Source organism: Lentilactobacillus laojiaonis (genome assembly GCF_020616595.1).
GTDB lineage: Bacteria > Bacillota > Bacilli > Lactobacillales > Lactobacillaceae > Lentilactobacillus > Lentilactobacillus laojiaonis.
This window is the reverse complement of the sequence record NZ_CP085278.1, coordinates 876879-897069: the sequence shown is the minus strand read 5'-3', so window position 1 is coordinate 897069 and position 20191 is coordinate 876879. Positions and strand designations below refer to the sequence as shown.

The following is a 20191-nucleotide window of genomic DNA, read 5'->3' as shown; positions in this document are numbered from 1 at the left end:
AATGGCTAAAGAACTTAAATTTGGTGAAGATGCAAGAAGCTCAATGGTAAAAGGTGTTGACAAACTTGCTAATACTGTAAAAACAACAATTGGTCCTAAGGGACGTAACGTAGTATTGGAACAAACTGCTGGTAATCCAACTATTACTAACGATGGGGTAACCATTGCTAAAGCTATTGAATTACCTAATCATTTTGAAAACATGGGGGCTAAATTAGTTTCTGAAGTTGCTTCAAAAACTAATGATATTGCTGGTGATGGTACTACTACTGCTACTGTATTAACTCAAGCAATTGTTAACGAAGGAATGAAAAATGTGACTGCTGGTGCTAACCCAGTGGGTGTCCGTCGCGGAATTGAAAAAGCTACTAAAGCAGCCGTTGATGCTTTACACAAAATGTCTCACGAAGTAAAAACTAAAGATGACATTGCCCAAATCGCATCAATTTCATCAGCTAATGAAGAAGTTGGTAAATTAATTGCCGATGCTATGGAAAAAGTTGGTAATGATGGAGTTATCACTATTGAAGAATCACGTGGGGTTGATACTAGCTTAGATGTAGTTGAAGGTATGCAATTTGATCGTGGTTACATGTCACAATACATGGTAACTGATAATGAAAAAATGGAAGCAAACTTAGAAAATGCTTATGTATTATTAACTGATAAAAAAATTAATAATATCCAAGATATCTTGCCATTATTACAACAAATTGTTGAACAAGGTCGTTCATTATTAATTGTTGCTGACGATATTGGTGGTGAAGCATTACCAACTCTTGTGTTAAATAAGATGCGCGGAACCTTTAACGTAGTTGCAGTTAAAGCTCCTGGTTTTGGAGATCGTCGTAAAGAACAATTACAAGATATTGCTATTTTAACTGGTGGTACAGTAATTACTGATGATCTTGGATTAAATCTAAAAGACACAACTATCGACCAATTAGGTCAAGCCGGTAAAATTACGGTTACTAAAGATTCAACTTTAATTGTGGAAGGTTCTGGATCAAAAGATAACATTAAAGCTCGTATTGATGAAATTAAGAATCAAATTGAAGGAACTACTTCTGAATTTGATAGTGAAAAATTAAAAGAACGTTTAGCAAAACTTTCTGGTGGAGTTGCAGTTATCCGAGTTGGTGCTGCTACTGAAACTGAATTAAAAGAACGCAAGTATCGTATTGAAGATGCTTTAAATGCCACTCGAGCAGCGGTTGAAGAAGGCTTTGTTGCTGGTGGTGGTACTGCATTGATTAATGTTATTGCTGATGTTGAAAATGTTAAATTAGATGGCGATGAAGGCACAGGTGTTAAAATTGTACGTCGTGCTTTAGAAGCTCCAGTTCGCCAAATTGCTGAAAATGCTGGGGTTGATGGCTCAGTTATTGTTGAAAAATTAAAGAATGAAAAACCGGGTATTGGATATAATGCTGCTAATGGCGAATTTGTTGACATGGTTGCCAATGGTATTGTTGATCCAACTAAGGTTACTCGTTCGGCATTACAAAATGCTGCTTCAGTATCTGCTTTATTATTAACTACTGAAGCCGTAGTGGCTGAAGAACCTAAAGAAGAAGCTCCTCAAATGCCACCAATGAATCCAGGAATGGGAATGTAATTTAAATTAATCTAAAAATGACCGAATTTTATTCGGTCATTTTTTTATTTGTGTATTATAATCGAAAATAAATAAAGACTTGTTTTTATTAATATTTAGTACTATGATTTTATAGTTTAGTGCACATATGCAATTATTTTACTTAGGACTTAAACTATATATATAAATATAAAGGAGTAATTATTTATGTGGCGATATATTAAAAGGTTATTAATTGGTAAACCTTTAAAGACCACAGATGAAGGCGGACAGTCGTTAACTAAATTTAAGGCTTTAGCCTTGCTTTCTTCAGATGCCTTATCATCAGTGGCTTACGGTACTGAACAAATCACAACGATTTTGATTACATTGTCAGTAGCCGCTTTAATGTATCAAATTTGGGTTGCTGCATTAGTATTGGTATTACTTGCAGCAATTACTTTATCTTATCAACAAATTATTCATGCCTACCCATCTGGTGGTGGTGCATACGTGGTAGCAAGTACAAACTGGGGAAGAGGGGCTGGTTTAGTAGCTGGTGGATCGTTATTAGTTGATTATATGCTAACCGTAGCGGTATCAACTACTTCAGCCACTGAAGCTATTACTTCAGCCATTCCGAGTTTATTGTCGCATCAGGTTTTGATTTCTTGTTTAATTGTTGTAGGGATTATGTTACTTAATTTAAGAGGGATGCGAGAATCGGCATCATTCTTAACCCTACCAGTGTACTTATTTATTGTAATGATTATTTTTATGATTGTGTATGGTGGCTATAACATAGCAACTGGGAACATTCATTATCATGCAGCTGCTCGAATGAATGCCCCTGTTGAAGGGATGACCTTGATCCTATTCTTTAGAGCATTTTCTTCTGGTTCTTCTTCACTGACCGGTGTTGAAGCAATTAGTAATGCGGTACCTAATTTTAAAAATCCAAAGAGTAAAAATGCTTCAGCAACATTAGCTATTATGGCAACTATTTTAGCCATTTTCTTTGGTGGAATAACTTTTCTAAGTTATTATATGGGAATCGTTCCAAATGGTCATGAGACAGTGTTATCACAAATTGGTGAAGGGGTATTTGGTCACGGTTTAATTTATTATATTTTACAATTATCTACTGCAATGATTTTAGCGGTTGCAGCTAATACCGGATTTTCCGCTTTCCCAATATTAGCTTATAATTTAGCCAAAGATAAATATTTACCACATGCTTATTTAGACCGAGGAGACCGATTAGGTTATTCTAACGGAATTATTTCCTTAGCTATTGGTGCCGTTGTCTTGATAATGATTTTCGGTGGTAAAACTAGTTCCCTAATTCCGCTTTACGCAGTAGGGGTATTTATCCCATTTACTTTATCTCAGTCAGGGATGATTATTCATTGGTATCGTAATCGTGGAAAAATGTGGCAAGGTAAGGCCTTTATTAACTTTATCGGGGCATTTATCTCAGCTTGCTTAGTTATTTTCTTATTCTTACTTCGTTTTGCAAATGTTTGGCCATACTTAATTGTTATGCCAGTGTTACTTAGAATATTCTATAAAATCCATAAACACTACAAATTAGTTGCTAAACAATTACGTATTGCAGAAGATAGTGGCGAGCAAGAAGCTAAGAAACTAGATGGTGCAACTGTAATTGTATTAGTAAGTAATATAACTAAAGTTACCGCTAATGCGATTAGTTATGCAGAATCAATTGGTGATTATGTTATTGCTATGCACGTTTCATTTGATGAGAATCCAGAAAAAGAACATGAAACTGCTGAAGAATTTAAGCGAGATTTCCCAAATGTTCGCTTTGTTGATATTCATTCATCTTATCGTTCAATTGCCAAACCGACTTTAAGATTTTGTGATGTAATTGCTAAACGTGCTGCTGATCGTAATTATTCAACTACTGTTTTGGTTCCACAATTTATTCCTAAGCATCCATGGGAAAGAATCTTGCATAACCAAACTAGCTTAAGATTAAGAGCAGTATTAAATTCTAGACAAAATATTATTATTTCAACTTATAACTATCATCTTAAAGAGTAATAAAAAAGTCTCGATCATTGATCGAGACTTTTTTTTATTACTCTTTAATTATTTAACAACACCCATTAAGTGAGCGAAGGTTGGAACAACTAAGTCAATAACGATTGAAATGATAACAACTGAAATTGATGCCATTGAACCAGGAATTGAACCTAATTGTAAGGCTTTAGCAGAACCAACAGTATGTCCGGCAGTACCAAGACCTAAACCAATACCGATTTCATCTTTAAGATGGAATACTTTGATTAACCATCCGCCAAGTGCGTAAATAAGAACGGCATTAACAATGCAGGCCATAGCAGTGATAGCAGCGTTACCACCGATAGCAGTTGAGATTGGCATAGCCACAGCAGTTGTTGCAGCTTGAGGAAGCATTGAAGCAATTCCGGAATTGTCCAAACCAAATAGTTTTGCGACCCAGTAGATTAAGAATAATGAAATAAGCACACCGATAATTAATGATAGCAATATTTCTAACCAGAATCGTTTAACAATATCATTACGTTTGTACAAAGGAACTGCAAAGGCAATTGTTGCTGGATTTAAGAACCAGAAAATAATATCTCCACCTGGTTTGTATGCGTTAGTATAGAACCAAGTAACATCAACGCCAAAGGCTTTAGCCATTAACCATAAAACAAAAATTCCTAGAACCATTCCGACGAAGAGTGGTTGGAATAGGAAAAATCCATGACTAATTTTGAATAGCCATTGACCAATTAAAAACACCACAATTGATAAGAAAATACCAAAAATTGGTGTACCAAGATATGTAATAATCGTATCTTGCATTATATTCATCCTTTCAAAGTGAAATTATTCATCGATATCTACATTGCTGTGGAATACATCTTTCTTGATTTTAATAAAGAAAGTGGTAACAAGACTCACAACAACTAGTAAGATTACTGTTGAGATAACAATTACAGCTACTAATTGAATACCTTGTGCTTTCATAATGTTTAATGAAGCAGTTAATTGAATACCTGATGGGACAAATAAGAAGGCAATTAAACTAATCATAAGGTTAGCAAATTGTTCAACCCATTCAACTTTAACAATGTGTAAAGTTAGTAATAAATATAACAATACTAATCCAATAACTGGAGTAGGAACCGGGAAAGAAACCGGAAATAGTGGTGAGATTAAACTAGAAATAAATAGAACGGCAGCAAAAATTCCCATTTGAATTAAAATAGGAGCTGGTTTTGCTTCAGTTTTTTGTGACACATCATTTTTTTCAGCCAATGATAAGACTCCTTTCGTTTATAAATTAAAAATAATCGTTACCAATCAACCATTATATATGGTTTTTATAAATTTCACAAACTATATTATAAAATAATACAATTATATTCAATTTGTTATGAATACCTAAATGTATCTTGTTTTTAGACAACGACACGGTATAATTATATTTAGTATAAAATGTGAGGACTTTAATTTGAAATTTGAAATAATTGTATCGATTTTTGCTACAATCCTAATTTCGGCGATTCTAACTCCATTTATAAGGATTTTGTCGTTTAGAGTAGGAGCAGTCGATAAACCAAATAAACGAAGAGTAAATAAAATATCAATGCCCACTATGGGGGGCTTAGCAATCTTTCTGGCATATACATTTTCTACCATGTTTTTGTTAAGGTCTCAAATGCCAACTAGGTTTTTGTGGGGAATCTTTGGTGGCGAAGTAATAATAATATTAACGGGAATAATTGATGATATTTTTGAATTAAAACCCCGACAAAAAGTCATTGGCATATCTCTAGCTGCATTATGGGTATACTTTTTTGCGGGAATTAGAATGACTACTATATCGTTACCATTCGCGATGATCCATTTGGGATGGTTGAGCTTACCAATTACCTTACTATGGATTTTAGCTATTACTAATGCAGTTAACCTAATTGATGGATTAGACGGACTTGCTACTGGAGTTGCAATAATTGCTTTAACCACTATGGGAATTACTGGGATCTTCTTTTTAAATGTTGGAAATACCTTTGTAGCTGTGATGATTTTTTCATTAGTTGCAGCTTGCTTAGGATTTTTACCCTATAACTTTTTTCCAGCTAGGATATATCTAGGTGATACCGGATCACTGTTTATTGGTTTTATGATTTCAGTGTTTTCACTATTCGGGTTAAAAAACGCTACTTTTATCACAGTAATCATGCCAGTTATCATTTTAGGAGTTCCTATTACAGATACTGTTTTTGCGATTTTTAGACGATTACTTAACCGGGTATCTATTTCAACTGCTGATAAGCATCACTTACACCATCAATTAATTCAAATTGGTTTAACCCATCGCCAAAGCGTATTAGTAATTTATGGAATTGCTTCAATATTTTCGTTAATTGCTTTACTATATCCGATTTCAACTATTTGGGGATCGTTGTTATTAACGGTTGCCGTGTTAGTTGGTTTAGAGTTATTTGTAGAAACTATCGGATTGGTTGGTAAAGATCGTAAGCCATTTTTAAATGCAATTAAACGATTAGTAAAGGGAACTACAAGTAAAAGTAATAAATAAAAAACACTTTCTATCATAGAAAGTGTTTTTTTTATTTATTATATGGAATTGCTACGATTTTTTGATCTTTAAGAGAACTGGTAACTTGTCCGTTAAATAATTCTGTTACTTGATCGACTAATTTAGCAGCTTCATTAACATCAATATAAATTGTAACGGATATCTTAGCTTGATAATTTACGTCAGATATTTCTAAATCATGATTTTCAAGATAGTACTTTAAACGATCATACTGATTATATTCAATCGTAAACTCAACGGATTGTTGTTGAACTAATTGGACCATTCCTATATGTTCAATAGCTTCAGAAGTGGCATTAGAATAAGCTCGAATTAATCCTCCGGCGCCTAATTTAATTCCACCAAAGTAACGTGTAACAATTGCTAAAGTATCGTGCAATTGATTTTTCTTTAAAACCTCTAAAATAGGTACTCCAGCGGTTCCAGAAGGTTCACCATTATCACTTTCACGAGCAATTTGATCTTTATCTCCAATTAGATAAGCATAGCAATTATGGTTAGCTTTTTTATTATCTTGAGTAATTTGATTGATGATTTCTTTAGCTTGATCTTCTGACTTAATCGGTGCCAGAGTACAAATAAATTTTGATTTTTTGATTTCTATTTGATGCTGTCCAAATTCATTAATAGTTAGATATGGTTGATCCATTATAAAACTCCTTTGTTACGTATTTAATAACTTAGAGGTGAAAGTTTATGATAAATGAAATTAGTGAGTTATATGGTCGTAGATTAATAGCAACTAATTTAAGTGATCAACTAAAAAATGATAACCGATTAAAATTTACTAATGGGCTTAAAATTAATCGTAGCTGGATAATTTGTAAACGGTGTGGAACTCAAACTAAGAAACGCTTAGCAAAGTTACCTAACGATCAATATTATTGCCCAGTATGTATTCAAATGGGAAGAATTGATACTTTAAATCAATTAGTATATGTAGAGGAGCCTAATCAATTCGAAGCGGTCTTAAATCCGATAACTTGGAACGGAGAACTAACTCCATTGCAACTTCAATGTTCTAAACAAATTACACAAAACTTCGTTGACGGTAAGGACCATTTATTATGGGCAGTTACCGGGGCTGGGAAAACGGAGATGCTATTTAACGCAATTAATTGGGCCTTAGAGAATGGATTAAGGATTGCTTTGGCTTCTCCTAGAGTTGATGTATGTTTGGAACTATTTCCGCGAATACAAGCAGCATTTGAGTCGATCAATATTAGTCTACTTCATGGAAAATCTACTATGAATTACCAATATTGTCAATTGACGATTTGTACTATACATCAGTTAATGAAGTTTTACCAAGCTTTTGATGTATTAATTATTGATGAGGTAGATGTTTTTCCATACGCTGGTAATTCAATGTTACACTTTGCCGTTAAAAATGCTCTAAAGCGTAACGGCACTAAGTTATATTTAACGGCGACCCCAGATTTAGATTTATTTAGAATGATTAAACATCATACTATTTCGGTTAGTTACTTACCCAAAAGATTTCATAATCATTTATTGCCTGAAATTAGTTTGCTAAGGCAAAAAAAGTTGAGAGAAAATATTAATGTAGGTAGCATATCCAATAAACTGATTAAAATTATGCGGAGCAAAGTAGAGGCAAAAATTCCATTTTTAGTGTTTGTGCCCCACATTAATGATTTAGAAATCCTTAAACGAGTATTGGGGAAATATTTTGATCGAATCATATTTGAAACGGTTTTTGCTAATGATCAAAATCGGTTAGCGAAGGTATAGAAAATGCGAGACCATGAATTTAAATTCTTAATAACTACCACTATCTTAGAACGGGGAGTAACTTTTCCAGGAATTGATGTTATGGTTATCAATGCAGATAGTGAAATTTTTTCAACTTCGGCATTAGTTCAAATTGCTGGGAGGGTTGGTAGAAGTATAACTAGACCAACTGGAGAAGTTTTATTTATTTATGAACACTTAAATAAAAACATTCGGCAGGCACAATACCAAATTAATCTAATGAATCGTAAGGCTAAATCTATATGAAAAAATGCCTATTATGTGAAAAAACAATGGATATTGAGTTTAAAGTGAAAGAATTATTTAAACTTAGTTCCATTGAAATCGACGAAATTTGTATAGCTTGCCAGAAAACTTTCGTCAAACTTAGTGATTGCGCTACTTGTAAAATTTGTGGGCGAAGATGGCCCTCAAGTTCTATATGTCAGGACTGCTACCGTTGGAATGATTTAAGTGATTTTAAAAATACTGCCTTATTTGAATATAATTTTGCAATGCGAGAGTATATGCGTCGATATAAGTTTTTGGGTGATTATAGATTAAGAAAAGTTTTTCAAAAGGATCTATTAGCATCAATTTCTAAACCGGAAATGGTAGTTCCAATTCCAGTTAATAAAAGTACTTTATTAACTCGTGGATTTAACCAAGTTACCGGCTTACTAGGAAAATTAAGTTATCGAGAAATTTTATTAACTAAGCAGGCTAATAAATCCATTTCCCAATCAAAAAAATCACGTAAAGAGCGGATGAAATTAGAACAACCATTTTTAATTGATTTAAAAGAAATTAGTAATATTTCACTTAATCAAAACATTGTATTGGTTGACGACGTTTATACCACTGGGACGACCATTAGATTAGCTGCGGAACTTTTGATGGATTATGGTTTTAAAAATGTTCGGGGACTAACTTTAGCCCGATAGTTAATTTATGAGTCAAATAGTTGTTAATTTTTACGGAGTTAATCTATAATTAATGTACAGACAACGAAATGAAAGATCGCTGTTGATTTGTAATGGTGAAAGGAGAGATTGTTATGCTTACTTATAACATTCGTGGTGAAAATATTGAAGTTACTCAAGCAATTCGTGAATACGTTGAAAAGAGAGTTAACAAATTAAATAAATTTCTTGGGGATGTTGAAGCAACTGCGCACGTTAGTTTAAAAGTATATCGTGATAAAGAAGCTAAAGTGGAGGTAACAATTCCTTTACCATTTATTACTTTAAGAGCTGAAGAAACTTCAAGTGATTTATATGCAAGTATTGATTTAGTAAATGAAAAACTCGAACGTCAAATCAGAAAATATAAAACCAAGGTTAACCGTAAAGCTCGTGAAAAAGGCTTTAAACAATTTGAAATTGAAGGTATTGGTGAAATGGACGAAGCCGCTAATGAAGCCGGCGCTAATATTGATAGCGCTGAAGGCGTAGAAGAAGTGGAAAATCCTGAATCAGAATTTGATGTAGTTCGTGTAAAACGTTTAGAATTAAAACCAATGGATAGTGAAGAAGCCATCTTACAAATGAATTTATTAGGTCACAATTTCTTTATTTATGAAGATAGTGAAACTCAAGATACTAATATTGTTTACCGTAGAAAAGACGGCCGTTATGGTTTAATTGAAACTAATGAATAAAACTTAAGCTAAGTCAATTTGACTTAGCTTTTTATATTAAAAAAATAAATTGTAAATTTAATCAAAATAAAATATAAATTATGTCATTGAAATGCTACAATTGATTAGTATGCAATTAGAAAATATAAAAATATAAAAACAATTACTTATTGAAGGGAAGCCGAATATGCCTAATTTATTAAAAAAATGGGTCGAAAGCGATAAGCGCGAATTAAAGAGAATCGACCAATTGGCAAATAAGGTTGGGGCCTATGCTGATGAATATAGCCAACTTAGTGATGAAGCCTTAAAAGCCAAAACACCTGAATTTAAACAACGTTATCAAGATGGAGAGACTTTAGATGATCTATTACCTGAAGCTTTCGCTGCGGTACGTGAAGGAGCTAAACGTGTATTAGGATTATATCCATTCCATGTTCAAGTAATGGGTGGAATAGTTTTACATGAAGGTAACATTGCTGAAATGAAAACTGGTGAAGGTAAGACTTTAACTGCTACTATGCCAGTTTATTTGAATGCCATCTCTGGTAAAGGGGTTCACGTTGTTACTGTTAACGAGTATTTATCAGAACGTGATGCCACTGAGATGGGCGAACTTTACAATTGGATGGGATTAAGTGTTGGTGTTAACTTAGCTACTAAGCAAGCTGATGCTAAACGCGAAGCTTATAATGCTGACATTACTTATTCTACCAACAGTGAATTAGGATTTGATTATCTTCGTGATAACATGGTAGTTTATAAAGAAGATATGGTTCAACGTGGACTTAACTTTGCCATTGTCGATGAAGTTGATTCAATTTTAATTGATGAAGCTAGAACTCCATTGATTATTTCTGGTCAATCAAACGGTAGTTCACAACTTTATGTTAGAACTGATCGTTTTGCTAAGACTTTAACTGAAAACGAAGATTACAAGTTAGATTTAGAATCAAAAACAGTATCTTTAACTGATGAAGGAATTAAAAAAGCTGAAGAATACTTTAACTTAAGTAATCTATACGATACTGACAACACTGCTTTAACCCACCATATTGATCAAGCATTACGTGCTAACTACATTATGTTGCTTGATAAAGATTACGTGGTTAGAGATGACGAAGTTGATATCGTTGATTCATTTACTGGTCGTATTATGGACGGTCGCCGTTTCTCTGATGGTTTGCATCAAGCTATTGAAGCTAAAGAAGGTGTAACCATTCAAGAAGAAAGCAAAACTATGGCTAACATTACTTACCAAAACTTCTTTAGAATGTATAAAAAGTTAGCTGGTATGACTGGTACTGCTAAAACTGAAGCTGAAGAATTTAGAGAAATCTATAACATGGAAGTAATCTCAGTACCTACTAATAAACCAGTTATTCGAATTGATGAACCAGATATTTTATATCCAAGTCTAGAAACTAAATTTGATGCAGTAGTAGAAAAAATTAAAGAACTACATGCTAAAGGCCAACCATTATTAATTGGTACTGTAGCTGTTGAAACTTCTGAATACTTATCAGATCGATTAGATAAAGAAGGCGTTCCTCACGTAGTCTTGAATGCCAAAAACCATGCTAAGGAAGCTGATATCGTTGCTAATGCCGGACAGATGGGTGCGGTAACTATTGCTACTAATATGGCTGGTCGTGGTACTGATATCAAACTTGGACCAGGGGTTGTTGAAGCTGGTGGTCTAGCAGTTATTGGTACCGAACGTCATGAATCTAGACGTATTGATAATCAACTTAGAGGACGTGCCGGTCGACAAGGTGATCCAGGAATGTCTCAATTCTATCTATCACTTGAAGATGATTTAATGTTACGTTTTGGTTCTGAAAGAATTAAAAACTTCTTAGATCGCATGAAAGTTGATGGAGAAGATGCAGTTATTCGTTCTAAAATGATTACTAAACAAGTAGAATCTGCTCAAAAACGTGTTGAAGGTAATAACTACGATTCTCGTAAGAATGTTTTACAATATGATGATGTTATGCGCCAACAACGTGAAGTTATCTATGGTGAACGTCAACAAGTTATTAATGAAGAAACATCATTAAAATGGGTAATTATGCCAATGGTTGAACGTACTGTAGATCGAATTGTAGATTTGCACACTCAAGGCGAACAAAAAGATTGGGATTTGCAAACTATTTTAGACTTTACTATTAGTGCCATGGTAAATCCTGATCAAGTTAGCTTATCCGATTTTGAAAATAAATCTGCTGATGAAATCAAACAGCTACTTATGAATTTAGCTAATGATGCTTATAAACAAAAAGAGGATCAACTTTATGATGCATCACAAATGCTTGAATTTGAAAAGGTAGTTATTCTTCGAGTAGTTGATGCTCACTGGACAGACCATATTGATGCAATGGATCAATTACGTCAATCAATTGGTCTTCGTGGTTATGGACAACAAAACCCATTAGTTGAATATCAACGAGAAGGTTATGCAATGTTTGAAGAAATGGTTTCAGATATTGATTATGATACTACTCGCTTGTTTATGAAGGCAGAGATTAGACAAAATATGCAAAGATAAAGCAAAAGCCGAGGGCAACTCCTTGGCTTTTTGTCTTAAATGGAGAAAATTATGGAATTAAGTGAAATCAAAAAGCAAATTACTAAGATGCAAGAAACTATTAATAGTTTTAGGAGGTCACTTTGACTTCGATAATTTAAATGAAGAAATTCAAATTAATGAAGCCAAAATGGCTGAACCAAATTTTTGGAACGATCAAAAAACTGCTCAAAAATTAATTGATCAAAATAACTTATTAAAAAATAAGGTTGATAAATTTAGAGTATTAAATGAAGCAATTGAAGATATCCAAGTTAATATGGAATTATTAGGCGAAGAATATGACGATGATTTAGCTAGTGAATTAGATGATGAAATTAGTGAGTTAAGTCGTAATTTGGATCAATATCAGCTCAATTTGTTATTAGATGGTAAATATGATCACAATAATGCTATATTAGAAATTCATCCCGGAGCTGGTGGAACCGAATCACAAGATTGGGGCACTATGTTATTAAGAATGTATACCAGATGGGCGGAACAACATCAATTTAAGGTAGAAACTCTAGATTACCAAGTTGGTGATGTAGCTGGGTTAAGTAGTGTAACTATTTTAATTAGTGGTGAAAATGCTTATGGTTATTTAAAAGCTGAAAAAGGTGTCCATCGTTTAGTTAGAATTTCACCATTTGATTCAGCAGGCCGACGCCATACGTCGTTTGCCTCGGTAGAAGTAATGCCAGAACTAAATGATGATGTAGAAATCAATATTAACAATGATGACTTAAAGATTGATGTTTACCGAGCCAGTGGAGCTGGTGGTCAACATGTTAATAAAACTTCTTCAGCGGTGCGCATAACTCACTTACCTACGGGAATCGTAGTAGCTAGTCAAGCCCAAAGATCACAATTACAAAATCGTCAAACTGCCATGAACATGCTGAAGTCGAAATTATATGAATTAGAAGAGCAAAAGAAGGCCCAGGAAAAGGCTCAAATTGCTGGTGAACAAAAAGAAATTGGCTGGGGTTCTCAAATTCGTTCGTATGTATTCCATCCTTACTCAATGGTTAAAGACCATCGAACAAATTTTGAAACTGCTAATATTAATAATGTTATGGATGGAAATTTAGATCCATTTATTAATTCATTTTTACAATGGGAATTAAAAAATAAAAATCCACAATAAAAAATGCCTCTAATCAATGATTAGGGGCTTTTTTAGTTACTAAAAATGATGATATAATAATTATCAGTTAATATTAAGGGAGTAACGATATGAAGGTTATATGGGCGATTATGTTTTATGTATTACAACCACTTCTTTGGTTGGGAATATTAATGACATATATGAATTATAAGAAACGGATCAAAAATGAACGGAAATGGTTTACTTCATCAATTTATATCGATTTTTTTGAAGGTCGGCATTTTCTTAGAAGTGCATTAATTTTAGGATTGATAGGATCGTTAGTAGGACTGGCTTTAGGAATGGTCTTACCAATTAAATTTATCTTAGTTTATGAATTGATAATGGTTATTTTATTACTTATGCGACAAAGTCTGAGCATTGTTGGCGTATGTTTAAGTGTGGCAGCCCTATTTTTTACTAAAAATTTAGGCTTTTGGGGATCAATTAATAATGTATTAAGTGACAAAGGCATTAATGAACGTTTTTTTAATTTTGATAATGCCAATTTCCTAATATTCTTTACTTTATTAATCTTTTTAACGGGAATTTTTATTAAGCAAAACGCTGGAAAATTTACTTCACCAGAAATTACATATAATCAACGAAGAAAACGCATTGCTTATTATCAATTTAATGAGTTATCAATAGTACCAATCTTCACTTTAGTACCTGGAGACTGGTTTGTTAATCATTTAGCATTTTGGCCAGTTTTTGATGTTAACCATCACCATTATGCATTTTTATTTTTCCCAGTATTGATTGGTTTTAAATGGACGGTTAAACATGCGATTCCAAGTAAGCTTTTTAAATCTCTAAGTAGAGGAATTATTCAAACAGGATTAATTGGAATTGTTGGAATTATCGGTAGCTATTTTTATCCAATTATAAGTATTTGGGCAATTTTAATCATGCTAATTAATTATTTAAGAGTTATTATTTCAAATAAGCATACTGATAATAAAACTGATTTTGATTATAGCCAAGTGATTAATGGGGTCCGAATTATTGCTATCCAGCCGCATACCCCAGCTTCTAAAATGAACTTATTAATTGGTGATGTTATTTTAGAGGTAAATCATATTAAAATTAATAATGAAGACGATTTATATCGAGCATTATCAACTAATTCAACATATTGTTATTTAAAAGTCATCGATCGGAATAATCAGCTAAAAGTAACAGAAACAGCAATTTTTAAAGATTCACCAAGTGAGTTGGGAATTGAAACTTTTGCTGAGAAAGATTAAAATGCATTACAATCCTAGTGATTGTAATGCATTTTTTTATTAAACTAGGGTAAAATGAAAGTATATATTATTTGGAGGAATTTAAGTGAACAAAAAATTAACTAAATCAGCAACTGATAAAGTTTTAACTGGTGTATTGGGTGGGATTTCTAAATATTTTAATTGGAATTCAACGGCTGTGAGAATTATATTTGTAATTTTATGTTTATTACCGGGATTAAAATTTATTGGCTTAGTTTGTTATCTTTTAGCAGTCATCTTAATACCATCAAGTTATAAACGAACGGGATTTGGGGGTTTTACTGATCAATTTACAGCTTCTAGTAAACAACCTAATCGCTCAAGAAAGCATTTAACCGATGTTGAAGAAAGTAATGTTGAAGAAAAGTAATATTAAAGAAAGGAAATGATTTAAATGAAATTTTTTACAACCATCATTATAGATACCTTAATTTTTTTAGCTATTAGTGGATTTTTCCCAGCAAGCTTTTTTGTGTCTAGTATTTGGATCGCTATAATAGCGGCCTTTGTTTTAGCGATCTTGAATGTTTTAGTTAAACCAATTTTAAGTTTATTGTCGTTACCCATTAATTTTTTAACTTTTGGTTTATTTAGTATTGTTATCAACGGTTTTATGTTGGAATTAACTTCATTTCTTGTGGGAAGTGGATTTAGATTTTCATCATTTTGGATGGCGATGTTAGTCGCAATAATTATGTCCGTCGTAAGTACAATTATTACAAATAATTCCACAAACGATTAATATATTAGGAGGTTTATTTATGGCAAATACTGTTACCGTTGCAGACTTGGTAAAAAATTCTCGATTAGATGTATATTCCGGACAAGAATATTTAGCAGATAAAGAGATTACTACTAGTGATATTTCAAGACCAGGTTTAGAATTAACTGGTTTTTTCAATTATTACCCAGCTAATCGAGTCCAATTATTAGGAATAACGGAAATCTCATATGCTAAAGGAATGCAACACGATGAGCTATTAAAAGTCATGGAAGAGATGTGTCAACCACAAACTCCCGCATTTGTAATTTCAACTCAATTAGATCCACCAGAAGAATTACTTGAAGCTGCCCAAAAAAGTAAGATTCCAGTATTGGGATCGAAACTAACCACATCACGAGTTTTAAGTAATATGACCAACTATTTAGATGATAAATTAGCTGAACGCCAATCAATTCATGGTGTTTTGGTAGATGTATATGGACTGGGAATTTTAATTACCGGTGATAGTGGAATTGGTAAAAGTGAAACCGCTCTAGAGTTAGTCCAACGAGGACATCGATTAATTGCTGATGATCGAGTTGAAGTTTATCAACAAGATGAACAGACTTTAATGGGAACAGCACCTAAAATCTTGAGTCATTTATTAGAAATTCGCGGAATTGGTATTATTGATGTAATGACACTATTTGGAACGGGAGCCATTAGAAGCCAAGCCAAGGTAGTATTAATTATCAATTTAGCTTTATATTCCAATGATGCTAAATATGATCGACTTGGTAACGGGATGGAAGAAGTTCAAATATTTGATGTTAAGATCCCTAAAATGACTATTCCAGTTAAAACTGGTCGAAACCTAGCTATCATTATTGAAGCAGCAGCTATGAACTTTAGAGCTCAATCAATGGGATATGATGCTACCGAAACTTTTGATAATAATTTAAATAATTTGATTAAAGAAAATAGCCAAGAAGATACCCATAAAATGGCTGAGCAAAAGGAAATTAATAAATACAATAAATCATTAATTGATAATGAAAATGAAAGTAAGGATAAAGATAAGTGAAACAGTTAGCATTAAATCCAATCGCCTTTAGTTTTGGTCCGATTAGTGTTCGCTGGTATGGAATAATTATTGCTAGTGCGGTATTTATAGCAGTATTTTTAGCGACTAAAGAAGGCAAGCGACAAGGAATTGACCCTGAAAATATATATGATATGATTTTATGGGCAATTCCTATCTCGATAATTTGTGCAAGAATTTATTATGTAGGATTTGAATGGTCATATTATAAGGATCATTTATCGGAAATTATTAGAGTTTGGGATGGTGGAATTGCCATTTATGGATCCTTAATTGGGGCAATAATCGTAATTATCTACTATTGTCGAACCCACTATTTGTCTGTTTGGAAGATGTTGGATATTGCAGCTCCAACCGTAATTTTAGCTCAGTCTATTGGACGTTGGGGTAACTTTATGAATCAAGAAGCTTTTGGAAAGGTTACCACATTAGCATTTTTGCAGGGATTGCATTTACCCAAATTTATAATTAACCAAATGAATATTGGTGGAATGTATCGACAACCCACTTTTTTATACGAATCCGTTTGGAGCTTTTTAGGATTCTTGGTGTTAATGGTTTTACGCCATAATCCTAAACTATTTAAAAATGGTGAGTTATTTTTAACGTATGTAATATGGTATTCTTATGGTAGGTTCTTTATTGAGGGCATGCGAACGGATAGTTTAATGTTAGGAAATCTTAGAATTTCTCAAATTCTTTCGATTTTACTATTTGTTGGCAGTATTGGAACCTTTATATACCGAAGAAAAAAATTAGATCTTGCGTGGTATATTAATTAAATATTTAACTTAGGTTTAAGGAGAATAAAAATGACTGAAAAAGTAGCAGTTTTAGGTGCGGGTTCTTGGGGCAGTATCTTAGCTAATGTTTTAGATGAAAATGGTTCATCAGTTAGACTATGGTCATATAAACCGGAACAAGTGGCAGAGTTAAATGAAAAGCATACAAATGAACAATACATACAAAACTTTAAGTATTCCGAGTCATTAGTTGCCACTAATGATTTATCTGAAGCAGTTTTAGATGCTGATACAATTTTATTTGTAATTCCAGCTCAAGCAACTCGTGGGGTGGCTAAACGAGTTGGAGAAATATTAAAAAATACAGATAAAAAGTATAATATTGTGCATGCTTCAAAAGGTATCGAAGAAAATACTTATAAACGAATTTCAGAAATTTTATCCGAAGAATTACCCGTTAAAAATGTTAAATCAATTTCAGTAATATCTGGACCTAGTCAGGCTGAAGATGTTGCTAAAAAGGATATTACTTTAGTAACAGTTGCTAGTCATAACTTAAAAGATGCCGAATATATTCAATCATTATTTATGAATAATTATTTTAGAGTTTATACTAACGATGATGTTATTGGAGCTGAAATTGGAGCAGCTTTGAAAAATATCATTGCCTTAGGAACGGGGGCTCTTTACGGTTTAGGTTATGGTGATAACTCTAAAGCGGCCTTAATGACTCGAGGACTTGCTGAAATTTCTCGTTTAGGAACTTCCTTTGGAGCTAATCCCATGACTTTTATTGGCTTATCCGGAGTAGGTGATATTATTGTAACTGGTACTAGTTCTAACTCTAGAAATTGGCGAGCTGGTAAACAAATTGGTGAAGGAAAATCAGTTAAAGAAGTTATTGATAATATGGGTATGGTAATTGAAGGCATTGCTACTACTAAGGCAGCTTATGAATTATCTAAACAACGTGGCATTGATATGCCAATAACTAGTGCAATTTATCATGTTTTATATGATAATGTAAATGTTAAAGAAGCAATCAACGAATTAATGAGACGTCATGGACGCTCAGAAATAGATTAATAGGAGTTAATATTTGATGAATAAAAATAAAAAAGTAACTAAAGCAATTATTCCAGCCGCTGGGTTAGGAACTAGATTTTTACCAGAAACTAAGGCACTTCCAAAGGAAATGCTACCAATTGTTGATACACCAACTATTCAATTTATTGTTGAAGAAGCTAAAAAATCAGGAATTAAAGATATTATTATTGTTATCGGTAAGGGCAAACGTTCTATCGAAGATCATTTTGACTCAAATCCAGAATTAGAAGCTAACTTAGAAGCTAAAAATAAAATTGATATGCTAAAATCAATTACTAAAACTAACGATATGAATATTTACTTTATCCGCCAATCTCACCCACGTGGTTTAGGTGATGCAGTTTATACTGCTAGAAGTTTTATTGGTAATGAACCTTTTGTTGTTATGTTAGGTGATGACGTGATGGAAGATAAGGTTCCGTTAACTAAACAATTAATGGATAGTTTTGAAAATACCGGAGCTTCTACATTAGCAGTTAAAAAAGTTCCACACGATCAAATTTCAAAATACGGGGTTATTGATCCAACTGAAGAAGTTAGTGACGGTCTATATAACGTTAGAAAATTCGTTGAAAAGCCATCTCCTGAAGATGCTCCAAGTGATTTAGCAATTATTGGAAGATATTTATTAACTCCTGAAATTTTTGATATTCTTGAAAATACTCAAAAAGATGCCAGTGGTGAAATCCAATTAACAGATGCAATTGATGAATTAAATCAAACTCAACGAGTATTTGCTCATGAATTTAAAGGTAAGCGATTTGATACTGGTAACAAATTAACTTGGTTAGAAACTAATATTGTATTTGGTCTACGTCACCCAGAAATTGCTGATGGACTTAGAGATTACATTAAAGACCTAGGTAAAAAACTTGAAAAAGAAGACAGTGGTAAATAAGACTGGACATTTACACTTATTAATAGTAAGCTATCCTAAACTAATGATTAGGGAGGAATACTAATGACTGAAAAAAGTTATGATGTTGTAATTATCGGAGCTGGTCCTAGCGGAATGACAGCTGCATTATATGCCTCTCGAGCTAATCTTTCTGTAGCGATGATTGATCGAGGAATATATGGTGGACAATTGAATAACACTGCAGAAATTGAAAATTATCCGGGATATAAATCCATTAAAGGACCGGATTTGGCTCAAAACATCTATGATGGTTCCGTAAACTTTGGAGCTGAATATGTATATGGCAGTGTTGAAGCCATTAAAGACAATGGTGCAACTAAAACTGTAATTACTGATAGTGATGAAATTGAAGCTAAAGTAGTTATTATTGGTAGTGGCTCAGATTACAAAAAACTAGGCGTTCCCGGTGAAGAAGAATATGGTGGCCGTGGAGTTTCATACTGTGCGGTATGTGACGGAGCCTTTTTCAAGAATCGCGATGTCGTTGTAATTGGTGGCGGTGATTCAGCAATTGAAGAGGGAATTTACCTATCTAAAATTGCTAACAATGTTAATGTAATTCATCGTCGTGACCAATTAAGAGCTCAAAAAGTTAGCCAAGATCAAGCTTTTGCTAATGATAAAATGCATTTTACCTGGGATACTAATGTAGTTGAAGTTTTAGGTGATGAAAATAAGGTTACAGGTGTTCGAGTTGTAAATAATAAAACTAACGAAGAATCAATTATTGAAACTTCTGGTGTATTTATTTACGTAGGATTATTACCTATGACCAAACCATTCTTAGATTTAGGAATTACTGATCAAGATGGTTGGATTGTTACTAATGATAAAATGGAAACTAAAATTCCTGGAATTTATGCAATTGGTGATGTTCGTAAAAAAGATTTAAGACAAATAACAACGGCAGTTGGCGAAGGTGGAGTAGCTGGTCAACAAGCCTTTAAATATATTGAATCTATCAAATAAAAAAGTTTTGCTATTTTAGCAAAACTTTTTTTATTTCAAATTTGGCGAAAGTATGTTCGTATGG

The 20191-nt window shown here is 33.0% G+C and carries 19 protein-coding genes and 2 pseudogenes; 18 read left to right on the top strand and 3 right to left on the bottom strand.

Annotated elements, in window-relative coordinates:
- The first annotated feature begins 1 nt into the window (after window position 1).
- Window positions 2-1618: a chaperonin GroEL gene (gene groL, locus LHL71_RS04660; protein WP_227360660.1), complete on the top strand. Its 1617-nt coding sequence runs from the start codon at window positions 2-4 to the stop codon at window positions 1616-1618.
- A gap of 186 nt (window positions 1619-1804) precedes the next feature.
- On the top strand, window positions 1805-3643 hold the full coding sequence (locus tag LHL71_RS04655) for an APC family permease (protein WP_227360659.1): 1839 nt from the start codon (window positions 1805-1807) through the stop codon (window positions 3641-3643).
- Between the two features lie 48 nt (window positions 3644-3691).
- Here the strand turns inward: LHL71_RS04655 and lrgB are convergent, their stop codons facing one another.
- Together lrgB and LHL71_RS04645 are read right to left on the bottom strand one after the other, a co-directional pair.
- Window positions 3692-4444 carry an antiholin-like protein LrgB gene (gene lrgB, locus LHL71_RS04650; protein WP_227360658.1) on the bottom strand — a complete coding sequence of 251 codons (753 nt, stop codon included), beginning with the start codon at window positions 4442-4444 and terminating at the stop codon, window positions 3692-3694.
- A gap of 15 nt (window positions 4445-4459) precedes the next feature.
- Complete coding sequence (locus LHL71_RS04645; protein ID WP_227360657.1) at window positions 4460-4891, bottom strand: CidA/LrgA family protein; 432 nt, start codon at window positions 4889-4891, stop codon at window positions 4460-4462.
- 196 nt (window positions 4892-5087) lie between these two features.
- Between LHL71_RS04645 and LHL71_RS04640 the strand changes: the two genes are divergently transcribed.
- Window positions 5088-6179, top strand: coding sequence for a glycosyltransferase family 4 protein (locus LHL71_RS04640; protein WP_227360656.1), 1092 nt, complete (start codon window positions 5088-5090; stop codon window positions 6177-6179).
- 31 nt (window positions 6180-6210) lie between these two features.
- Here LHL71_RS04640 and LHL71_RS04635 read toward each other — a convergent pair whose 3' ends face one another.
- Window positions 6211-6849, bottom strand: coding sequence for a YigZ family protein (locus LHL71_RS04635; RefSeq protein ID WP_227360655.1), 639 nt, complete (start codon window positions 6847-6849; stop codon window positions 6211-6213).
- A 47-nt stretch (window positions 6850-6896) separates the two neighbouring features.
- On the opposite strand from LHL71_RS04635, the gene LHL71_RS04630 reads away from it, so the two are divergent.
- The 15 genes and pseudogenes from LHL71_RS04630 to trxB all read left to right on the top strand — a co-directional run bounded on the left by LHL71_RS04630 (window position 6897) and on the right by trxB (window position 20127).
- On the top strand, window positions 6897-7955 hold the full coding sequence (locus LHL71_RS04630; protein WP_227360654.1) for a DEAD/DEAH box helicase family protein: 1059 nt from the start codon (window positions 6897-6899) through the stop codon (window positions 7953-7955).
- 3 nt (window positions 7956-7958) lie between these two features.
- Window positions 7959-8222, top strand: a complete 264-nt coding sequence (locus LHL71_RS04625) for a helicase-related protein (RefSeq protein WP_227360653.1) — start codon at window positions 7959-7961, stop codon at window positions 8220-8222.
- A gap of 260 nt (window positions 8223-8482) precedes the next feature.
- Window positions 8483-8899: a ComF family protein gene (locus LHL71_RS04620; protein WP_227360652.1), complete on the top strand. Its 417-nt coding sequence runs from the start codon at window positions 8483-8485 to the stop codon at window positions 8897-8899.
- A gap of 113 nt (window positions 8900-9012) precedes the next feature.
- Window positions 9013-9334, top strand: a pseudogene (gene hpf / locus LHL71_RS06490) (ribosome hibernation-promoting factor, HPF/YfiA family); the annotation flags it as partial.
- Window positions 9335-9438: 104 nt separating this feature from the next.
- A pseudogene (locus tag LHL71_RS06485) lies at window positions 9439-9615 on the top strand (sigma 54 modulation/S30EA ribosomal C-terminal domain-containing protein); the annotation flags it as partial.
- Window positions 9616-9781: 166 nt separating this feature from the next.
- Window positions 9782-12145, top strand: coding sequence for a preprotein translocase subunit SecA (secA, locus tag LHL71_RS04610; RefSeq protein WP_227360650.1), 2364 nt, complete (start codon window positions 9782-9784; stop codon window positions 12143-12145).
- Between the two features lie 51 nt (window positions 12146-12196).
- Window positions 12197-13313 (top strand): peptide chain release factor 2 gene (gene prfB / locus LHL71_RS04605; RefSeq protein WP_227360649.1). Its coding sequence is split into 2 segments (ribosomal slippage): window positions 12197-12268 and window positions 12270-13313, totalling 1116 coding nucleotides; the frame shifts between segments, so codons are not numbered across the junction.
- An 89-nt stretch (window positions 13314-13402) separates the two neighbouring features.
- On the top strand, window positions 13403-14563 hold the full coding sequence (locus LHL71_RS04600; RefSeq protein ID WP_227360648.1) for a PDZ domain-containing protein: 1161 nt from the start codon (window positions 13403-13405) through the stop codon (window positions 14561-14563).
- An 85-nt stretch (window positions 14564-14648) separates the two neighbouring features.
- Complete coding sequence (locus LHL71_RS04595) at window positions 14649-14954, top strand: PspC domain-containing protein (RefSeq protein WP_227360647.1); 306 nt, start codon at window positions 14649-14651, stop codon at window positions 14952-14954.
- A 24-nt stretch (window positions 14955-14978) separates the two neighbouring features.
- Complete coding sequence (locus LHL71_RS04590; protein WP_227360646.1) at window positions 14979-15326, top strand: phage holin family protein; 348 nt, start codon at window positions 14979-14981, stop codon at window positions 15324-15326.
- Window positions 15327-15345: 19 nt separating this feature from the next.
- Window positions 15346-16371, top strand: coding sequence for an HPr(Ser) kinase/phosphatase (hprK, locus tag LHL71_RS04585; protein WP_227360645.1), 1026 nt, complete (start codon window positions 15346-15348; stop codon window positions 16369-16371).
- Window positions 16368-17171 carry a prolipoprotein diacylglyceryl transferase gene (gene lgt, locus LHL71_RS04580; protein ID WP_227360644.1) on the top strand — a complete coding sequence of 268 codons (804 nt, stop codon included), beginning with the start codon at window positions 16368-16370 and terminating at the stop codon, window positions 17169-17171. Before hprK ends, lgt begins: the two co-directional genes overlap by 4 nt.
- A 30-nt stretch (window positions 17172-17201) precedes the next feature.
- Entirely contained in the window at window positions 17202-18218 is a 1017-nt protein-coding gene (locus tag LHL71_RS04575) for an NAD(P)H-dependent glycerol-3-phosphate dehydrogenase (RefSeq protein WP_227360643.1), read from the top strand.
- Window positions 18219-18234: 16 nt separating this feature from the next.
- Entirely contained in the window at window positions 18235-19137 is a 903-nt protein-coding gene (gene galU, locus LHL71_RS04570; protein ID WP_227360642.1) for a UTP--glucose-1-phosphate uridylyltransferase GalU, read from the top strand.
- Window positions 19138-19200: 63 nt separating this feature from the next.
- Window positions 19201-20127: a thioredoxin-disulfide reductase gene (trxB, locus tag LHL71_RS04565; protein WP_227360641.1), complete on the top strand. Its 927-nt coding sequence runs from the start codon at window positions 19201-19203 to the stop codon at window positions 20125-20127.
- Window positions 20128-20191: the final 64 nt, after the last annotated feature.